General features: G+C 67.8%; 20 protein-coding genes and 1 pseudogene. 13 read left to right on the top strand and 8 right to left on the bottom strand.

Annotated features, from left to right (window positions below; genetic code table 11):
* Window positions 1–92: 92 nt before the first annotated feature.
* From AQI88_RS22405 to AQI88_RS22395, 3 genes are all read left to right on the top strand, one after another.
* Window positions 93–413 carry a hypothetical protein gene (locus AQI88_RS22405; RefSeq protein ID WP_067002251.1) on the top strand — a complete coding sequence of 107 codons (321 nt, stop codon included), beginning with the start codon at window positions 93–95 and terminating at the stop codon, window positions 411–413.
* 386 nt (window positions 414–799) lie between these two features.
* Window positions 800–991 (top strand): hypothetical protein, encoded by a 192-nt coding sequence (locus tag AQI88_RS22400; protein ID WP_067002250.1) that lies wholly within the window; start codon window positions 800–802, stop codon window positions 989–991.
* The gene (locus tag AQI88_RS22395) at window positions 975–1,499 is read left to right on the top strand and encodes a DUF6879 family protein (RefSeq protein WP_067002248.1); all 525 of its coding nucleotides are present in this window, start codon (window positions 975–977) and stop codon (window positions 1,497–1,499) included. The genes AQI88_RS22400 and AQI88_RS22395 overlap by 17 nt, the downstream gene beginning before the upstream one ends.
* A gap of 71 nt (window positions 1,500–1,570) precedes the next feature.
* On the opposite strand, the gene AQI88_RS43370 is transcribed toward AQI88_RS22395, so the two are convergent.
* Both AQI88_RS43370 and AQI88_RS47845 read right to left on the bottom strand, forming a co-directional pair.
* Window positions 1,571–2,074, bottom strand: coding sequence for a GNAT family N-acetyltransferase (locus AQI88_RS43370; protein WP_079057721.1), 504 nt, complete (start codon window positions 2,072–2,074; stop codon window positions 1,571–1,573).
* Window positions 2,065–3,381, bottom strand: coding sequence for an NsdA family TPR-like regulatory protein (locus AQI88_RS47845; RefSeq protein ID WP_244184257.1), 1,317 nt, complete (start codon window positions 3,379–3,381; stop codon window positions 2,065–2,067). The genes AQI88_RS43370 and AQI88_RS47845 overlap by 10 nt, the downstream gene beginning before the upstream one ends.
* 102 nt (window positions 3,382–3,483) lie before the next feature.
* Here AQI88_RS47845 and AQI88_RS22385 point away from each other — a divergent pair, with 102 nt between their 5' ends.
* The 6 genes from AQI88_RS22385 (at window position 3,484) to AQI88_RS46015 (ending at window position 6,493) form a co-directional block, all read left to right on the top strand.
* The gene (locus AQI88_RS22385; RefSeq protein WP_079057726.1) at window positions 3,484–3,849 is read left to right on the top strand and encodes a hypothetical protein; all 366 of its coding nucleotides are present in this window, start codon (window positions 3,484–3,486) and stop codon (window positions 3,847–3,849) included.
* Entirely contained in the window at window positions 3,846–4,085 is a 240-nt protein-coding gene (locus tag AQI88_RS22380) for a DUF7848 domain-containing protein (RefSeq protein ID WP_067002246.1), read from the top strand. The genes AQI88_RS22385 and AQI88_RS22380 overlap by 4 nt, the downstream gene beginning before the upstream one ends.
* Window positions 4,082–4,273, top strand: a complete 192-nt coding sequence (locus AQI88_RS22375; protein WP_067002244.1) for a hypothetical protein — start codon at window positions 4,082–4,084, stop codon at window positions 4,271–4,273. Before AQI88_RS22380 ends, AQI88_RS22375 begins: the two co-directional genes overlap by 4 nt.
* Window positions 4,274–4,497: 224 nt before the next feature.
* Window positions 4,498–5,454, top strand: a complete 957-nt coding sequence (locus tag AQI88_RS22370) for a radical SAM/SPASM domain-containing protein (RefSeq protein WP_067002242.1) — start codon at window positions 4,498–4,500, stop codon at window positions 5,452–5,454.
* 6 nt (window positions 5,455–5,460) lie between these two features.
* Window positions 5,461–6,255, top strand: a complete 795-nt coding sequence (locus tag AQI88_RS22365; protein WP_067002240.1) for a protein kinase family protein — start codon at window positions 5,461–5,463, stop codon at window positions 6,253–6,255.
* Between the two features lie 4 nt (window positions 6,256–6,259).
* Window positions 6,260–6,493: a hypothetical protein gene (locus tag AQI88_RS46015; protein ID WP_159050376.1), complete on the top strand. Its 234-nt coding sequence runs from the start codon at window positions 6,260–6,262 to the stop codon at window positions 6,491–6,493.
* 145 nt (window positions 6,494–6,638) lie between these two features.
* On the opposite strand, the gene AQI88_RS22360 is transcribed toward AQI88_RS46015, so the two are convergent.
* Window positions 6,639–7,796, bottom strand: coding sequence for an acyl-CoA dehydrogenase (locus AQI88_RS22360; RefSeq protein ID WP_107118625.1), 1,158 nt, complete (start codon window positions 7,794–7,796; stop codon window positions 6,639–6,641).
* A gap of 178 nt (window positions 7,797–7,974) precedes the next feature.
* On the opposite strand from AQI88_RS22360, the gene AQI88_RS22355 reads away from it, so the two are divergent.
* A complete protein-coding gene (locus AQI88_RS22355; protein ID WP_067002238.1) occupies window positions 7,975–9,318 on the top strand; it encodes a UDP-glucose dehydrogenase family protein in 1,344 nt (447 codons plus the stop codon).
* A 104-nt stretch (window positions 9,319–9,422) separates the two neighbouring features.
* On the opposite strand, the gene AQI88_RS22350 is transcribed toward AQI88_RS22355, so the two are convergent.
* Window positions 9,423–9,944: a CGNR zinc finger domain-containing protein gene (locus AQI88_RS22350; RefSeq protein ID WP_067002236.1), complete on the bottom strand. Its 522-nt coding sequence runs from the start codon at window positions 9,942–9,944 to the stop codon at window positions 9,423–9,425.
* 106 nt (window positions 9,945–10,050) lie between these two features.
* Here AQI88_RS22350 and AQI88_RS22345 point away from each other — a divergent pair, with 106 nt between their 5' ends.
* Both AQI88_RS22345 and AQI88_RS47840 read left to right on the top strand, forming a co-directional pair.
* On the top strand, window positions 10,051–10,410 hold the full coding sequence (locus AQI88_RS22345; protein WP_067002235.1) for a VOC family protein: 360 nt from the start codon (window positions 10,051–10,053) through the stop codon (window positions 10,408–10,410).
* A gap of 63 nt (window positions 10,411–10,473) precedes the next feature.
* Window positions 10,474–10,572 (top strand): annotated as a pseudogene (locus AQI88_RS47840) (VOC family protein); the annotation flags it as partial.
* Between the two features lie 22 nt (window positions 10,573–10,594).
* Here AQI88_RS47840 and AQI88_RS22340 read toward each other — a convergent pair.
* Window positions 10,595–10,954 (bottom strand): MerR family transcriptional regulator, encoded by a 360-nt coding sequence (locus tag AQI88_RS22340; protein ID WP_067002233.1) that lies wholly within the window; start codon window positions 10,952–10,954, stop codon window positions 10,595–10,597.
* 60 nt (window positions 10,955–11,014) lie between these two features.
* On the opposite strand from AQI88_RS22340, the gene AQI88_RS22335 reads away from it, so the two are divergent.
* Entirely contained in the window at window positions 11,015–12,145 is a 1,131-nt protein-coding gene (locus tag AQI88_RS22335; RefSeq protein ID WP_067002231.1) for an alkene reductase, read from the top strand.
* On the opposite strand, the gene AQI88_RS22330 is transcribed toward AQI88_RS22335, so the two are convergent.
* From AQI88_RS22330 to AQI88_RS22320, 3 genes are read right to left on the bottom strand one after another with little or no spacing between them, the layout of a single operon-like run.
* Window positions 12,094–13,272, bottom strand: a complete 1,179-nt coding sequence (locus tag AQI88_RS22330) for a dipeptidase (protein WP_067002230.1) — start codon at window positions 13,270–13,272, stop codon at window positions 12,094–12,096. The genes AQI88_RS22335 and AQI88_RS22330 overlap by 52 nt on opposite strands.
* A gap of 5 nt (window positions 13,273–13,277) precedes the next feature.
* Window positions 13,278–13,799: a 5-(carboxyamino)imidazole ribonucleotide mutase gene (purE, locus tag AQI88_RS22325; RefSeq protein ID WP_079057720.1), complete on the bottom strand. Its 522-nt coding sequence runs from the start codon at window positions 13,797–13,799 to the stop codon at window positions 13,278–13,280.
* On the bottom strand, window positions 13,796–14,935 hold the full coding sequence (locus tag AQI88_RS22320; protein ID WP_067002226.1) for a 5-(carboxyamino)imidazole ribonucleotide synthase: 1,140 nt from the start codon (window positions 14,933–14,935) through the stop codon (window positions 13,796–13,798). The genes purE and AQI88_RS22320 overlap by 4 nt, the downstream gene beginning before the upstream one ends.
* Window positions 14,936–15,009 lie beyond the last annotated feature (74 nt).

Genomic DNA, 15,009 nt, shown 5'->3' with positions numbered 1-15,009 from the left:
GGCCGCTACGAAAACGGGGAAACTCGGCTCAGGCTGCCATCAGGTTGCAAGTCGGCCACGCGCCCTGAGACGAGACGAAAGGAAAGAACATCGTGGAATCGTCGGTCATCAACAAGAGGCGCCTTCCGTGGACCAAGCGCGCCGCGGTGGGAGTAATCGGCGCCCTTTGCGTCGGCTCTCTGCCCCTGCTCACGGCGGGCCCCGCGCAGGCGTTCTCCTGGGACTGCCAGCAGTACCTGCGGAGCAAGGGCTACAACGTGCCCGTGGGCGGCAAGGCCGCCGCGGAATGCACCAGGGCTGACCGCGGCGAGGGCTCGCAGACCTCACTCGAAGTCTGCCTTCACAATCTGAAGGCCCTGGGTGTGAAGCACGAGCACGCCATGACCGCCTGCCGGAAGGGCGCCCAGCGTTAATGCACTGAGGGGCGCCCGGAACTGGCGCCCCTCAGTCATCAGCTCACCAACCGTTACGGCAGGTTGCGCGCCATCACGATCCGCTGGACCTGGTTCGTGCCCTCGTATATCTGCGTGCTTTACAGGTCATACGGCCCTGACCTGCACGAAGACCCCTCCCAGAGGGGGTGTCCCCAGCATTTCCCCATGATCGTCAGCAGTCTGCGCAGGCAGGAGGCGCGCTGGAGGCACCTCCGCCAGTCGCGCGCTATACGAGCAGGCCCGGCGCAGGTTACGCGGTTTCCCGTTCCGTCAACCGTGATCGCTTGACCAGTGCGCCCAGCCCTCGGGAGCATCAACCCAGATGCGGGGTACTGGCAGCAGCACGGGAGAGGGGAACCCAGACCATGAAGGTCACCAAGCTGGTCAGCACGTGCGACATCAAGGACTGCCCGACGATCTACGCGACGGATCGCGGCACCTTCCTGGTACAGGGCGAGACGCCGACCGATCACGGGCTTCAGATTCCCGCGCACGAAGCCCTGGTCGAGATCCCGATGGAACTGATCCAGAAGGCCATCCGTGACAACCTCATCTAGGACCCTCGGCGACCTCTTCGACGCGTTCGAACGCGAGGCATTCCGGCTGGAGACTCTGGACGACTACAGCAAGTCCGGGAGCGTCGACGCCTATCAGGCATTTCTGGCCGGGGAGCCACAGCCGGATGGCTACAACGCGGGCTGGGTCGAAGAACTACGCTCGCACACCGTGAAAGGGAAGCGGGTATACCGGGTCCATATCCTGTCCCGCCCACTCACGGACTACCTTCGGTTCGAACTCGGCTGGGGCTACCACAAGAACGTGAGCGGGGGCGAAGAGTTCTTCATCCTCGACATCACCGAAAAACCCAACCCTTTGGAGGACGTTCCGGATTTCTGGTTCTTCGACTCCGAATCCGTGGCCGTGATGAATTACGACGGAAGCGGGAAGTACCTGGGTTTGGAAGTGCTGCCGCCAGAACGAACGGAGGAATTCACGCGGTACCGTGACGCAGCACTCGCGCACGCGGAACCATTCACCGAATGGTGGGCCAAGTACGGGACGTGAACAGAGCACAGCTTGGATTCTCGTCCCGAAACGCCTGAAATGACACAGACGTCTATAGTGTAGGTAGTCGGTTACAGCTTCCGAACCATGACTGAGTACGTTGGAGTGTCTTCATTGGGCTCCGTCTCGCCCACTTTGACGTAATTCCACCGCTCATACAGCGCCTGAACTCTGGGACGGGCGGTTTCTACCAGAAGTGAGACCATGGCGGCCTCAACTTCTTTGAGCAGCGCGTCGTGAATTATCGCTGCACGCCCTGTTCCACGCCATTTCGGTACGACCATGAGTTCAGACAAGGCAAATACAGAGCCTTTGAGGTCCGATGGGCGCCGGTGACCCTTCCACCAGCCGCCAGGCTTGAACATTGAGCCGTATGTATAGCCGACTGGGCCACCTTCCTCCCAGCCTGAAATGCATCGCCAGTCTTCTCGTGAAGACCAGAGGTCGACGTAACAGGAAAAGCGCTCACGCGAGTGGAATTGGTCCGAAGTGTCAGCGTATGCCTCGTCGTGGATGTCCAAAAGCAGAGAACGCACGTCCCGCGCGTCGGCATGCGTGTAATGCTTCAGATCCATGCAGTAGACTCCTCAATCCACTCTGCAACTTCGGGAGCATTCGAACCCGAGGCTACGAGCACATTGCGTGTGGCAGCCAGGGTATTGACCGTGCGACGTGATCCGGAGGGCAGCATCAGGTGCGCCTGACGGCTGGTCGCGGTGGCAAGCTCGCACTCCCCTTGCCTGGCCTGGGCAAGGGACAGGTGCGCCGTGTACAGGGCCCGATTACGGATCATGTCATCCGGGATGGAGGCGAGAGTGCGGTGCAGGCAGTATTCGGCCCTGCCGTGGTCGCCCAGGGCCGACCATACGAACGAGGACAGGGCGTCGAACTCGCTGCTGTCGTAGAACCTCACCCACTCGGGGCGCTGTTGGTCGGAGGCCCGCGCAAAGGCGCGTTCAGCATCGCTGAGGGCTCGTAGGGCGTCGGATCGCCGCGCCGGCATGCGCGCTAGTCCGTTGGCGTTGCGTACGTGGCCAAGGGAGGCGTACAGGGGGTCCCGGCGTGCGATCGAAGACCGCTTCATCACCTCCGCACCGGCCACTGCTTCAGGGTGGTTCTCCCGCATGCTGGAGGTCAGGAACATGTGGTTCCAGACGTGAAACGTCGCCTCACTGTCCCGAGACAGGCCAGCGAAGGTCAGGGCCTTGTCGAGATGGGCACGAGCCCGCTGTGGCGCCCTGGCGTCGAGCGAAGCGAAGGCCGCGGAGCTGATGACCTCCGCGGCGAGCCGGTGAAGCATGTTCTGTACACGAGTTGAGGCCGGGGACTGCGCTAGAGAAGACTCGATTCGAGAAGCCAGCTCGACCGCAAGGTTCTCCACCTTCTTCGAGCCCCGGCCCGCGTCGTCGTCCCGAAGGATGTCCACGTACTCCTGATGGAAGCGCTGGACATCACTGATGCCGAGTCGTCCGGAGTCGCCGGCGCCCGAGGTCCCCACGGCCAGGGCTACCCCACCCGCAGCGTTGAGGAGCGTGCGACGACGCATGGGATCTTCCTCCGGGGGCGCAGTGTGCTTCTTGCGGGGCACGAACCCTAGATCCTCGGAGCTGGCGGATAGAACCCTCTCCAGACACAGCCTGATGCGGTCCTGCGGCCACTTGGTCTCGCCGCGTAGCCACCTGCGTACATCCGCGTCGGTGACGTTGCCCGGCTTCCCGGTCAGAGTGCCGATCTCAGCAGTGACCAGACGTGCTAATTCGGCCTGCTTGAGGCCGAGTTCTTCCATCCGGGCTGCAAGCGTCCGGTTCGCCTGTGGCATCCCTCCACGGTAGCTCTGAGCGACGCCGCAGACGCGAACGAAGGTAAAAATCAGCTGTGCCACGCGAGGACGTTCTCCCCTTTTCCACCTGTCCCGGATACCTCAGCCGCCGTTGACTGAGCGTCGGAAGGCAAGGGCAGGGGAGGGAGAAGCGTGGTGGTGGGCGTGACTGAAGAGAGCGTGATCAGCGAAGCCGAAGCAGATCGCTTGCCCGTCGACGTTGAGACCGTCAGGGACTCGGTTGACGCCTCATTGGCGATGCGACTGGACACGTCGACGCGCGAGCAGATCGACGCGCGGACAGGGTTCCTCATCGGTCACCTGTCCATGCTCCTGGCGGAAGACCTCAGGGCGGACCAGGACGAGACAGTCAGGGCCCACTACAGGGCTTGCTACCACCTGCTTGACCTGTCTCGGCGGCCTACGGACAAGACGCCGGCCTATGAGTGCTTCTCCTTCATGCGGGAGCTGGCCGTACGCGCTGAAGGTCTGCTGTCGGTCTACGAGAAGCAAGGACACACGGAGAAGTGAGATCGGTACTGCGCTACGTGGACTATGTGGCCAGGCCGGACCCCGATGGAGAGCAGACCTGGCAAGCCGAGTGTGTGACTGATGTCGGAGACAAGGACTGCGGGGTGAAGTGTCCCGAGCTGGGCGGAGAGCAGGCCGTAGTGGACTGGATGGCCGAGCACACCAAGGAGACCGGCCACGAGCGCTTCAAGCGCATCTACGAGGACTACGCCTTGGTCAAGAAGGCAGAGAAGTGACCCTCAAGAAGATCTGGGCACAGGGACTCTGCTGGCTCTGTCGCAGGACAGACCAGCTCGTGACGTTCATAGGCCCGATCGAGGTGAACGGCAAGCGTGCGCCAGCCTTCGCCTGCGCAGACTGCTGCAACTGGTCGCGCCAGTACGTCAACGCCTACACCCGGCAGCTCGACGCGCGGCCAGCCTGATAGCCCCCGCTCTGTCGGACGACAGTCGATGGCTCTCCAAAAACTCATCGACAGCCCCGGCAGAGCGGGCTCCCACCCCTCTCTTCGGTTCGACTCCGGGCAAGGGGACTGCTTGCCCTGGAGGAGAAGGTCCAGGACAGCCCGAGTGCCACCAGAGCGAGCCCTGCAAGGCGATTGCACGACGCATCACCTCCCATCGGAAGCGACCAACGAGAGGGAAGCGAATGACCGTCATCGTGGAGACACCGGTCATCGAGGCCGCCCGGACGACCGGCTTCGTGTGGCTGGACCTCACCCGGAAATGTCAGCTCCAGTGCAGCCACTGCCACAACGGTTCCAGCCCGGCCGGCGCACACGGCACCATGACCGCCGAGGACTGGACGCGCGTCCTGGACGACATCGCCGCGGCCGGCATTCCCCATGTGCAGTTCACCGGAGGGGAGGTGACCATGCACCCCGACGCACCGAGCCTGATCGAGCACGCGCTGACTCTCGGCCTGAGGGTCGAGGTCTACAGCAACCTCGTCCACGTCAACGCCGACTGGTGGCAGTTACTTCGGCGGCAGGGTGTCAGCCTGGCCACGTCGTACTACGGCGGAGAAGACCGACACAACGCCGTCACCAGGCGTCCCAGTCACGCCCGGACCCGAGCGAACATCAAGCGGGCGGTGGAGTACGGCATCCCTCTGCGTGCGTCCGTGATCGTCTTCGAAGCCTCCGACACCGGCAAGTCCGCGAAGACCGACCTGCGCAACCTCGGTGTCCAGGACATTGGCGTGGACCATGTCCGGCCGTTCGGCCGCGCGGCGGGCGGGCAGCAGCCGTGCACGGACGGCCTGTGCGGGCGGTGCGGAGACGGACGTGCATCCATCGGTCCTGACGGCGAGGTCTCGCCGTGTGTGTTCTCGACATGGATGGGCGTGGGCAACGTCCAGGACACGCCCTTGACCGCTATTCTCGGCGGTCCCGCGATGGCACACGCCAACGCGACCATCCGCGCGGCGCGCGACAAGCTCGCTCCGGACAACAAATGCGGCCCGGACAAGAGGTGCCAGCCCGACAGCAGTTGCGGTCCCAACAGCTCTTGCGGACCCGACCGCCAGCCCCGGCCCTGCTCACCCCAGGACTCCGACGAGTGCCGCCCTGGAACACCCCCCAGCAACTGCGGCCCCAGGAATTGACCCACCATGTGCACAGCCCCCGAATCGGCCATCCTCCCCCTGATCCGAGAGCACACCGGCACCGTCAGCGAGGTAACGCGGACAGCCGGGGGATTCAGCTCCGATCTCACCGCCGTCATCCACGGCAGCAGGGGAAGGTTCTTCGTCAAAACGATGCGCAACCGGCCCGGCGGCCGACGTGACTCTCTCATCAGAGAACGGCAGATCAATCCCTTCCTCCACGACATCACACCGCGCCTGCTGTGGGACGTCGAAGATGATGAGTGGCTCGTCCTGGGCTTCGAAGCGATCGACGGCCGCCCGTCCGACTTCGCTCCGGACTCACCGGATCTGCCCCTTGTAACCGAAGCTCTCCAGCGCATCGGGGCCCTCACGGTCCCCGATGTCGCCCGCGACTGGGCCGAGACACGATGGGACGGCTATACCGACCATCCTGAGCTACTGCGTGGGAACACCCTGCTGTACACGGACATCAACCCCAGCAACTTCCTCATTTCAGGCCAGCGCGCCTGGGCTGTGGACTGGTCCTGGCCGACGAGAGGCGCCGGCTTCATCGACCCGGCGATCTGGGTCGTCCAGCTCATCGCCTCTGGACACACCCCTGCAGGCGCCGAAGAGTGGGCGGCGCGGCTCCCGGCGTGGCAGACGGCACTCCCTGAGGGCCTGAATACCTTCGCTGACGCCGACCTGCGACTGTACGAGGCGCTGGCGGAACGCCGGCCCGATGAGACGTGGTTGAAATCCATGGTCGACGCAGCCCGCTCCTGGGCCGACCACAGAGGTATCAGCATGAAGGCATGAAGGCATGAAGCAGGGCCTCCGTCGACGGCTCGGAGGGCTTGTAACGGTAGTACGTCACCTGTACGCCGGAGTCCCCGAGAACGATGTGGCCGACTGGATGGGCCACAGCAGTACAGACGTTCTGAGGGAGCACTACCACTACATCTTCGAAGGGGCCGAGCAGCGCGGCCGAGCCGCCATCGCAACGATGTTGACGCCCGGCACCGACGACCCGACGGAGGCATCAGAGGCCGCCTGATACGCGTACGACAACAGCCCCCGGCGTCGCGCCGGGGGCTGTGTTGTTTGTACAGGTCAGTGGCTGTTTTCAGCCCGGCATCTGCCCAGGATTCCCCCAGCATGACGCCCAGGAACGGAAACAGCCTCTGACCTGCAAAAACCTACTAGGGAAGGTTCCTCGCCATGACGATCCGCTGGACCTGGTTCGTCCCTTCGTAGATTTGTGTGATTTTCGCATCGCGCATCATCCGCTCCACCGGGTAGTCCCGCGTGTAGCCGTAGCCGCCGAGGAGCTGGACCGCGTCCGTGGTGACCTCCATGGCAACGTCCGAGGCGAAGCACTTGGCGGCCGCGCCCTGGAAGGTGAGGTCGCTGTCGCCGCGCTCCGAGGCGGCCGCGGCCTGGTACGTCAGGGCGCGGGCGGCGGCGATCTTCATGGCCATGTCGGCGAGCATGAACTGGATGCCCTGGAAGTCGGCGATCGGCTTGCCGAACTGCTTGCGCTCCTGGACGTAGCCCTTGGCGTAGTCGAGGGCGCCCTGGGCGACGCCGAGGGCCTGGGCGGCGATGGTGATGCGGGTGTGGTCCAGGGTCTTCATGGCGGTCGCGAAGCCCGTGCCCTCCTCGCCGATCATGCGGTCGGCGGGGATGCGGACGTTGTCGAAGTAGACCTCGCGGGTCGGGGAGCCCTTGATGCCGAGCTTCTTCTCCGGGGCGCCGAAGGAGACGCCCGGGTCGGACTTCTCGACGACGAAGGCGGAGATGCCCTTGGAGCGCTTCGAGGGGTCCGTCACGGCCATGACCGTGTAGTAGTCGCTCACGCCCGCGTTGGTGATCCAGCGCTTCACGCCGTTGAGGATCCAGTGGTCGCCGTCGCGGACGGCCTTGGTCTTCATGCCGGCCGCGTCCGAGCCCGCCTCCGGCTCGGAGAGGCAGTACGAGAACATCGCGTCGCCCTTGGCGAGCGGGGTCAGGTACTTCTTCTTCAGCTCCTCGCCGCCGGAGAGGATCACCGGGAGGGAGCCGAGCTTGTTCACGGCGGGGATCAGGGAGGAGGAGACGCAGGCGCGGGCCACCTCCTCGATCACGATGACCGTGGCGAGCGCGTCGGCGCCGGCGCCGCCGTACTCCTCGGGTACGTGGACCGCGTGCAGGTCGTTGGCGACCAGGGCGTCGAGGGCCTCCTGCGGGAAGCGGGCCTCCTCGTCCACCGCGGCGGCGAACGGCGCGATCTTCGCCTCGACCAGCGAGCGGACGGCGTCGCGGAGCATGTCGTGCTCCTCGGACGGGCGGTACAGGTCGAAGTCAGCCGTTCCGGCCACGGTCTCTCACGCTCCAAAGACGCAGTGATACTGACGCTAATTACCGTTAAGTAACTCAAATTTTAGAGCCCTGCCCCAAAGACGCCTACGTGACCTTGGTGACAGCGGGGAAAGTGCCCGCTGGGCCGCCCTACTATGCTCGGCTCGGCATCACCGACGTACCCGATCTGGAGCACCCATGAGCCTGAAGATCACCGTGATCGGCACCGGCTATCTCGGCGCCACGCACGCCGCGGCCATGGCCGAGCTCGGTTTCGAGGTGCTGGGGCTCGATGTCGTGCCCGAGAAGATCGCGATGCTGGAGCGCGGCGAGACCCCGATGTTCGAGCCGGGGCTCGAGGAGCTGCTGCGCAGGCATGTGGCGGGCTTCGAGGGGTCATCGGGACGGCTGCGGTTCACCACCGACTGGGCCGAGGTCGCGGACTTCGGCGACGTCCACTTCGTGTGCGTGAACACCCCGCAGCGGCACGGCGAGTACGCGGCCGACATGTCGTACGTCGACGCCGCCATCGCCTCCCTCGCCCCGCATCTGCACGGGCCCGCCCTGGTCGTCGGCAAGTCGACCGTGCCGGTCGGCTCGGCCGAGCGGCTGGCCGCCTACCTCGCCGAGCACGCGCCGGCCGGTGCGGACGCGGAGCTGGCCTGGAACCCGGAGTTCCTGCGCGAGGGCTTCGCCGTGCAGGACACACTGCACCCGGACCGGATCGTGGTGGGCGTGCGCAGCGAGCGGGCGGAGAAGCTGCTGCGGGAGGTGTACGCCACCCCGGTCGGGGAGGGCACGCCGTTCGTGGTGACGGACTTCCCGACCGCCGAGCTGGTGAAGACCGCCGCGAACTCCTTCCTCGCGACCAAGATCTCCTTCATCAACGCGATGGCGGAGGTGTGTGAGGCCGGGGGCGGCGACGTGGCGAAGCTGGCGGAGGCCATCGGGTACGACGACCGGATCGGGAAGAAGTTCCTGCGTGCCGGGATCGGGTTCGGCGGCGGGTGTCTGCCGAAGGACATCCGGGCGTTCATGGCGCGCGCCGGTGAGCTGGGTGCGGACCAGGCGCTGACCTTCCTGCGGGAGATCGACTCGATCAACATGCGCCGGCGCGGCCAGATGGTGGAGATGGCCCGGGAGGCGCTCGGCGGCGGCTCCTTCCTCGGCAGGCGGGTCGCGGTGCTCGGTGCCACGTTCAAGCCCGACTCGGACGACGTCCGGGACTCGCCGGCGCTGAACGTGGCCGGGCAGATCCACCTCCAGGGCGGCCAGGTGACCGTGTACGACCCGAAGGGCATGGAGAACGCCCGCAAGGTCTTCCCCACGCTGGGCTATGCCGACTCGGCCGTCGAGGCCGTCCGGGCGGCCGACGTCGTGCTGCACCTGACGGAGTGGCGGGAGTTCCGCGAGCTGGACCCGGCGGCGCTGGGCGAGGTGGCGGCGGCCCGGGTGATCCTGGACGGGCGCAACGCGCTGGATGCGGAGCTGTGGCGGCGGGCCGGGTGGACGTACCGGGCGATGGGCCGCCCGACCGCGTAGGCGGACAGGTGACGCCGGTTCGGCCGAGGCTCAGTCGGCCGAACCGGCGTCTTCACGCATTCTGCACCACGGGACACGTACGTGGCCGGTGAACTCCCTGTGCTTTACGGCTCCTTCGCCGGCGGGTCCTTCGCCCGGTACCGGCGCATCTTGGCGCGCGCCCCGCACACCTGCATCGAGCACCAGCGGCCGCGTCCGGCGGGGCTGCGGTCGTAGTACGCCCAGTGGCAGGTCTCGGCCTCGCAGGCCTTCAGCCGGGTCCAGGTGCCCGCGACGAGCGCCTCGGCGACGGCCGCGGCGATGCGGGAGAGCAGGGGGCCGGTGTCGGCCGGGGCGAGGGTCGCCGAGCCGTCGTGGGCGTCTACGGCGACATGCAGGGGGGCGTGTGCCAGCAGCTCGCCGAGCGGGGTCGCCTCGCGGTGCGGCGGGTGGCCGGCGTGGGCGAGCAGCACGGCCCGCAGTGATTCCCGCAGGGCGCGCGCATCCGGCACCTCGTCCTCGGTGAGCCCGAAGCGTGCCCGGCCGTCCGCCGTGTCGAGCGAGTCGCGTCCCGTCTCGATGTCCAGGGTGTTCACCAGGGACTCGATCAGGGCCAAGCCGCCGGGAGCGGCCGATCTCTCGCTCATGACTGCACGTTCCTCCCGAATTCTGTTGCGAGGTTACCTCCTGTGCGAGAGCATGCAGTAACCGTTACTGGTTACCCGGTTCTATGGGTAACACGAGGAGGTAGTCATGGCTCTCGCCAAGCTCGGTGTCGTGGTCCTGGACTGTCCCGATCCCCGTGCGCTGGCCGGTTTCTACGCCGGTGTGCTGGGCGGCACGGTGGAGGGCGCAGGAGAGTGGGTGGATCTGAAGCTGCCCGGCGGGCAGGCGCTGGCCTTCCAGCAGGCGCCCGGGTTCGTGCCGCCGAAGTGGCCCGCGCCGGACGCCTCGCAGCAGTTCCACCTGGACCTGGTGGTGGAGGACCTGGACGCGGCGGAGAAGGCGGTGCTGGAGCTGGGGGCGAAGCCGCTGGACGCGGCGGACCGCTCGCGGACCTGGCGTGTGTACGCCGACCCCGCGGGGCACCCGTTCTGTCTCTGCGCCTCCTGATACCGGGAGGGCTCATGCCGGACGGCCCTCGGCTCGCCTTCCAGCGGGCCGAGGGGTACGCCCCGCCCGCTGGACCTGGAGGACCGCGAGAAGAAGGACTTCCAGGTGTACGCCGACCCGGCCAGGCATCCGTTCTGCCTGTGCCGGATCGAGGAGCCGTAGGTGCGTTGGGGGGTACGGCCCGTCAGATGTCCCTGGCTGCCTGGATCACCTCGTCCAGGGTCTCCCTGGAGCGCACCAGGTCGGTGATCATGCGGTCGATGCGGGCGCGTTCGGCGGTGAGGTCGGCGACCAGCCGCGGGGTGGCGGTCGCGGAGGGCCCGCCGTCCTGGTCGCGCATGCAGGGCAGCAGCTGCCGGATCTTCTCGCTGTGCAGTCCGGCGGCATACAGCTCCTGGATCCTGATGACCCGGTCCACGGCCGCCTCCGGGTAGTCGCGGTGCCCGCCGGGCGTCCGCTCGGCCGCGAGCAGCCCCTGGGTCTCGTAGTAGCGCAGCGACCGCTCGCTCACGCCCGTGTGCCGGGCCAGTTCGCCGATCCGCATGTCCGCCTCCGCCGGATGGGACTTGAATCTGACATCAGTGTCAGGTTCTAGCTTACGGGCATGACGCAGACCACGGACTTTCTGACCCCGGCCCGGCTCGGCCGGCTGGCCCTTGCGAACCATCTCGTGATGGCCCCGCTCACCCGCAACCGCGCGGAGGCCGACGGCACGCCGACCCCGCTGATGACCACCCACTACGCCCAGCGTGCCTCCGCCGGGCTGATCATCGCCGAGGGCTCGACGCCGAACGCGGTCGGGCAGACGTACCCGAACATCACCGCGATCCACACCGACCGGCACACGGACGGCTGGCGGCAGGTCACCGACGCGGTACGGGCGGCCGGCGGGCGGATGTTCCTCCAGCTCCAGCACGGCGGCCGGGTCAGTCATCCGGCGACCACCGGCCTCACCCCGCTCGCTCCGTCCCCGGTCCCGCTGCCGGAGACGATCTTCACGCCGGGCGGGCACCGGCCGGCCGTCGCACCCCGGGAGATGACGGCGGACGACGTCCGTGCCACGATCGCCGACTTCGCGGCCGCCGCACGCCGGGCCGTCGACGCGGGCTTCGAGGGCGTGGAGGTGCACTCGGCCAACGGGATGCTGCTGCACCAGTTCCTCGCGGACAACACCAACCGCCGCACGGACGCCTACGGCGGCTCCGTGGAGCGGCGGGTGCGGTTCGCGGCGGAGGTGACCGAGGCAGTGGCCGATGCGATCGGCGCGGACCGGGTGGGCCTGCGCATCTCCCCCGCAAGCACCGTCAACGGCGTCCTGGAGGACGACACCGACGGCCTCTACGCCGCGCTCCTGGCCCGTCTGAAGGGGCTGGACCTCGCCTATCTGCACCTGGTGCGCTCCGGCCCGGAGACCGGCTGGTACCGGCGGATCCGCGCCGACTGGCCCGGCACGCTGATCGGCAACCCGGACCTGACCGACCTCACCACCGAGGCCGTCACCCGGGCCGCGCGCGAGATGCTGGCGGCAGGCGCCGACCTGGTCGCGCTCGGCCGGCCGTTCCTCGCCAACCCGGACCTGGTCGAGCGGCTGCGCCTCGGCGCGCCCCTCAACCCGGTCCGGGACCGGTATTTCATGTACGTGGGCGGGGCCGACGGCTACAACGACTACCCCGCCCTCGCCACTCAGCCGTCGAGCGACTCGATCGTCGCGTGGGACGGCGCGCGCGTGGCCTGAAGCTCACGCGCCACGTCCTCCGCCGCGCCCAGCACCCGTACCGCGTTCTGCCAGGTCAGCTTGGCCAGGTCGGCCCGGGACCAGCCTCGGTCGAGCAGCTCGGCGATCAGGTTCGGGTAGCCGGAGACGTCGTCCAGGCCGTCCGGGGTGAACGCGGTGCCGTCGTAGTCGCCGCCGATGCCGAGGTGGTCGATGCCCGCCACCTCGCGCATGTGGTCGAGGTGGTCGGCGACCGTCGCCACGGTCGCGACCGGGCGCGGGGTGCGCTCCTCGTAGGCGCGGTGGATCTCCATCGCCTCGGGGGTGGTGTCGAGGTGGTGGAAGCCGTGGGCGCGCAGGTTCTCGTCGGCGGCGGCCGTCCAGTCGACGGCGGCCTGGAGCACGAACTTCGGCACGAACGTCACCATCGCCACGCCGCCGTTGGAGGGCAGCCGCTCCAGGACGTCGTCCGGGATGTTGCGCGGGTGGTCGCAGACGGCACGGGCGGAGGAGTGCGAGAAGATCACCGGCGCGGACGAGGCGTCCAGCGCGTCGCGCATGGTCGTCGCCGCCACGTGGGAAAGGTCGACGAGCATGCCGAGCCGGTTCATCTCCCGCACGACCTCGCTGCCGAAGGCGGACAGGCCGCCCGTCTTCGGCTCGTCGGTCGCCGAGTCCGCCCAGTCCACGTTGTCGTTGTGGGTGAGCGTCATGTAGCGCACGCCGAGCCCGTACAGGCCGCGCAGGGTGCCGAGCGAGTTGGCGATCGAGTGGCCGCCCTCCGCGCCCATCAGGGAGGCGATACGGCCCTCGGCGCGGGCCGCCTCCATGTCGGCCGCGGTCAGGGCCGGGGCCAGCTGCGCGGGGTAGCGGGCCAGCATCTGCCGGACGCCGTCGATCTGCTCCAGCGTCGCCGGGACCGCGTCCGGCAGGTCGGAGGGGACGTACACCGACCAGTACTGCGCGCCGACCCCGCCCTCGCGCAGCCGCGGCAGGTCGGTGTGCAGATGGGCGTCCTGGCGTTCGGCGAGGTCGCGGGCGTCGAGGTTGTAGCGGACCTGCTTGCGCAGCGCGTAGGGCAGGTCGTTGTGGCCGTCGACCACGGGGAACGCGCGCAGCAGCTCGCGGGCTTCGTCCAGCGAGGTCACGGGCCTCACTTCCCGAAGCCGAAGCCGCCGGTGCCCTCGACCTTGGAGCGCAGCCGCTTGCCCTTCTCGGTGGCCTGGTCGTTCAGGTCCTGCTGGAAGTCGCGCACCTTCTGCAGCAGGTCCTCGTCGTGTGCGGCGAGCATGCGGGCCGCGAGCAGTCCGGCGTTGCGGGCACCGCCGACGGAGACAGTGGCGACCGGGACACCGGCCGGCATCTGCACGATCGAGAGCAGGGAGTCCATGCCGTCGAGGTACTTCAGCGGCACGGGGACGCCGATGACCGGCAGCGGGGTGACCGAGGCGAGCATGCCCGGCAGGTGGGCGGCGCCCCCGGCGCCGGCGATGATCACCTTCAGGCCGCGGTCGGCGGCCTGCTCGCCGTAGCTGATCATCTCGCGCGGCATGCGGTGCGCGGAGACGACGTCGACCTCGTAGGCGATCTCGAACTCGTCCAGGGCCTTGGCGGCGGCCTCCATGACGGGCCAGTCGGAATCCGACCCCATGACGATGCCAACAACGGGGCTCATTCGGTGATCGTGCCTCTCAGGTAGCCGGCTGCGTGACGGGCGCGCTCCAGCACGTCGTCCAGGTCGTCGCCGTAGGTGTTGACGTGTCCGACCTTGCGGCCGGGCTTCACGTCCTTGCCGTACATGTGGATCTTGAGCTTGGGGTCGCGCGCCATGCAGTGCAAGTACGCGGAGTACATGTCCGGGTAGTCGCCGCCGAGGACGTTGACCATGACCGTCCATCCGGCGCGCGGGCGCGGGTCGCCGAGCGGGAGGTCGAGGACCGCGCGGACGTGGTTGGCGAACTGGGAGGTGATCGCACCGTCCTGGGTCCAGTGGCCCGAGTTGTGCGGACGCATCGCGAGTTCGTTGACGAGGATGCGGCCGTCGCGGGTGTGGAACAGCTCGACGGCGAGGTGCCCGACGACGTCCAGCTCCTTGGCGATCCGCAGCGCCATCTCCTCGGCCCCGAGGGCCAGGTCCTGGTCCAGGCCGGGGGCGGGGGCTATGACCGTGTCGCAGACGCCGTCGACCTGCCGGGACTCGACCACCGGGTACGCGACGGCCTGGCCGTGCGGGGAGCGTACGACGTTGGCGGCCAGCTCGCGGACGTAGTCGACCTTCTCCTCGGCGAGGACCGGGACGCCCGCCTTGAACGGTTCGGCGGCCTCCTCGGCGGAGTCGACGACCCACACGCCCTTGCCGTCGTAACCGCCGCGGACGGTCTTCAGGACGACCGGGAAGCCGTCCCCTTCGGCGGCGAAGGCGGCCACGTCCTGCGGGTCGCTCACGATCCGGTGGCGCGGGCACGGCACGCCGATCGCGTCGAGCTTCGCGCGCATCACGCCCTTGTCCTGGGCGTGCACCAGCGCGTCGGGCCCTGGGCGCACGGGGATGCCGTCCGCCTCCAGGGCCCGAAGGTGCTCGGTGGGTACATGTTCGTGATCAAAAGTGATCACATCACAACCGCGCGCGAACTCACGCAGCGTGTCCAGGTCGCGATAGTCGCCGATGACGACATCGCTGACGACCTGCGCCGCGGAATCCTGAGGGGTGTCACTGAGAAGCTTGAACCTGATGCCCAACGGGATGCCCGCCTCGTGCGTCATACGCGCGAGCTGCCCCCCGCCGACCATGCCGACTACCGGGAACGTCACACCCCTAGCGTATCGGCCACGCCGGTGCGGCCGGATCGCGTCCCTCTCACGCCCTCTTACCCGGGGCTTTCCCG

Source organism: Streptomyces cellostaticus, assembly GCF_001513965.1.
GTDB lineage: Bacteria > Actinomycetota > Actinomycetes > Streptomycetales > Streptomycetaceae > Streptomyces > Streptomyces cellostaticus.
Note: the sequence above shows the minus strand (reverse complement) of the source record. Positions and strands in the feature narration are given on the sequence as shown.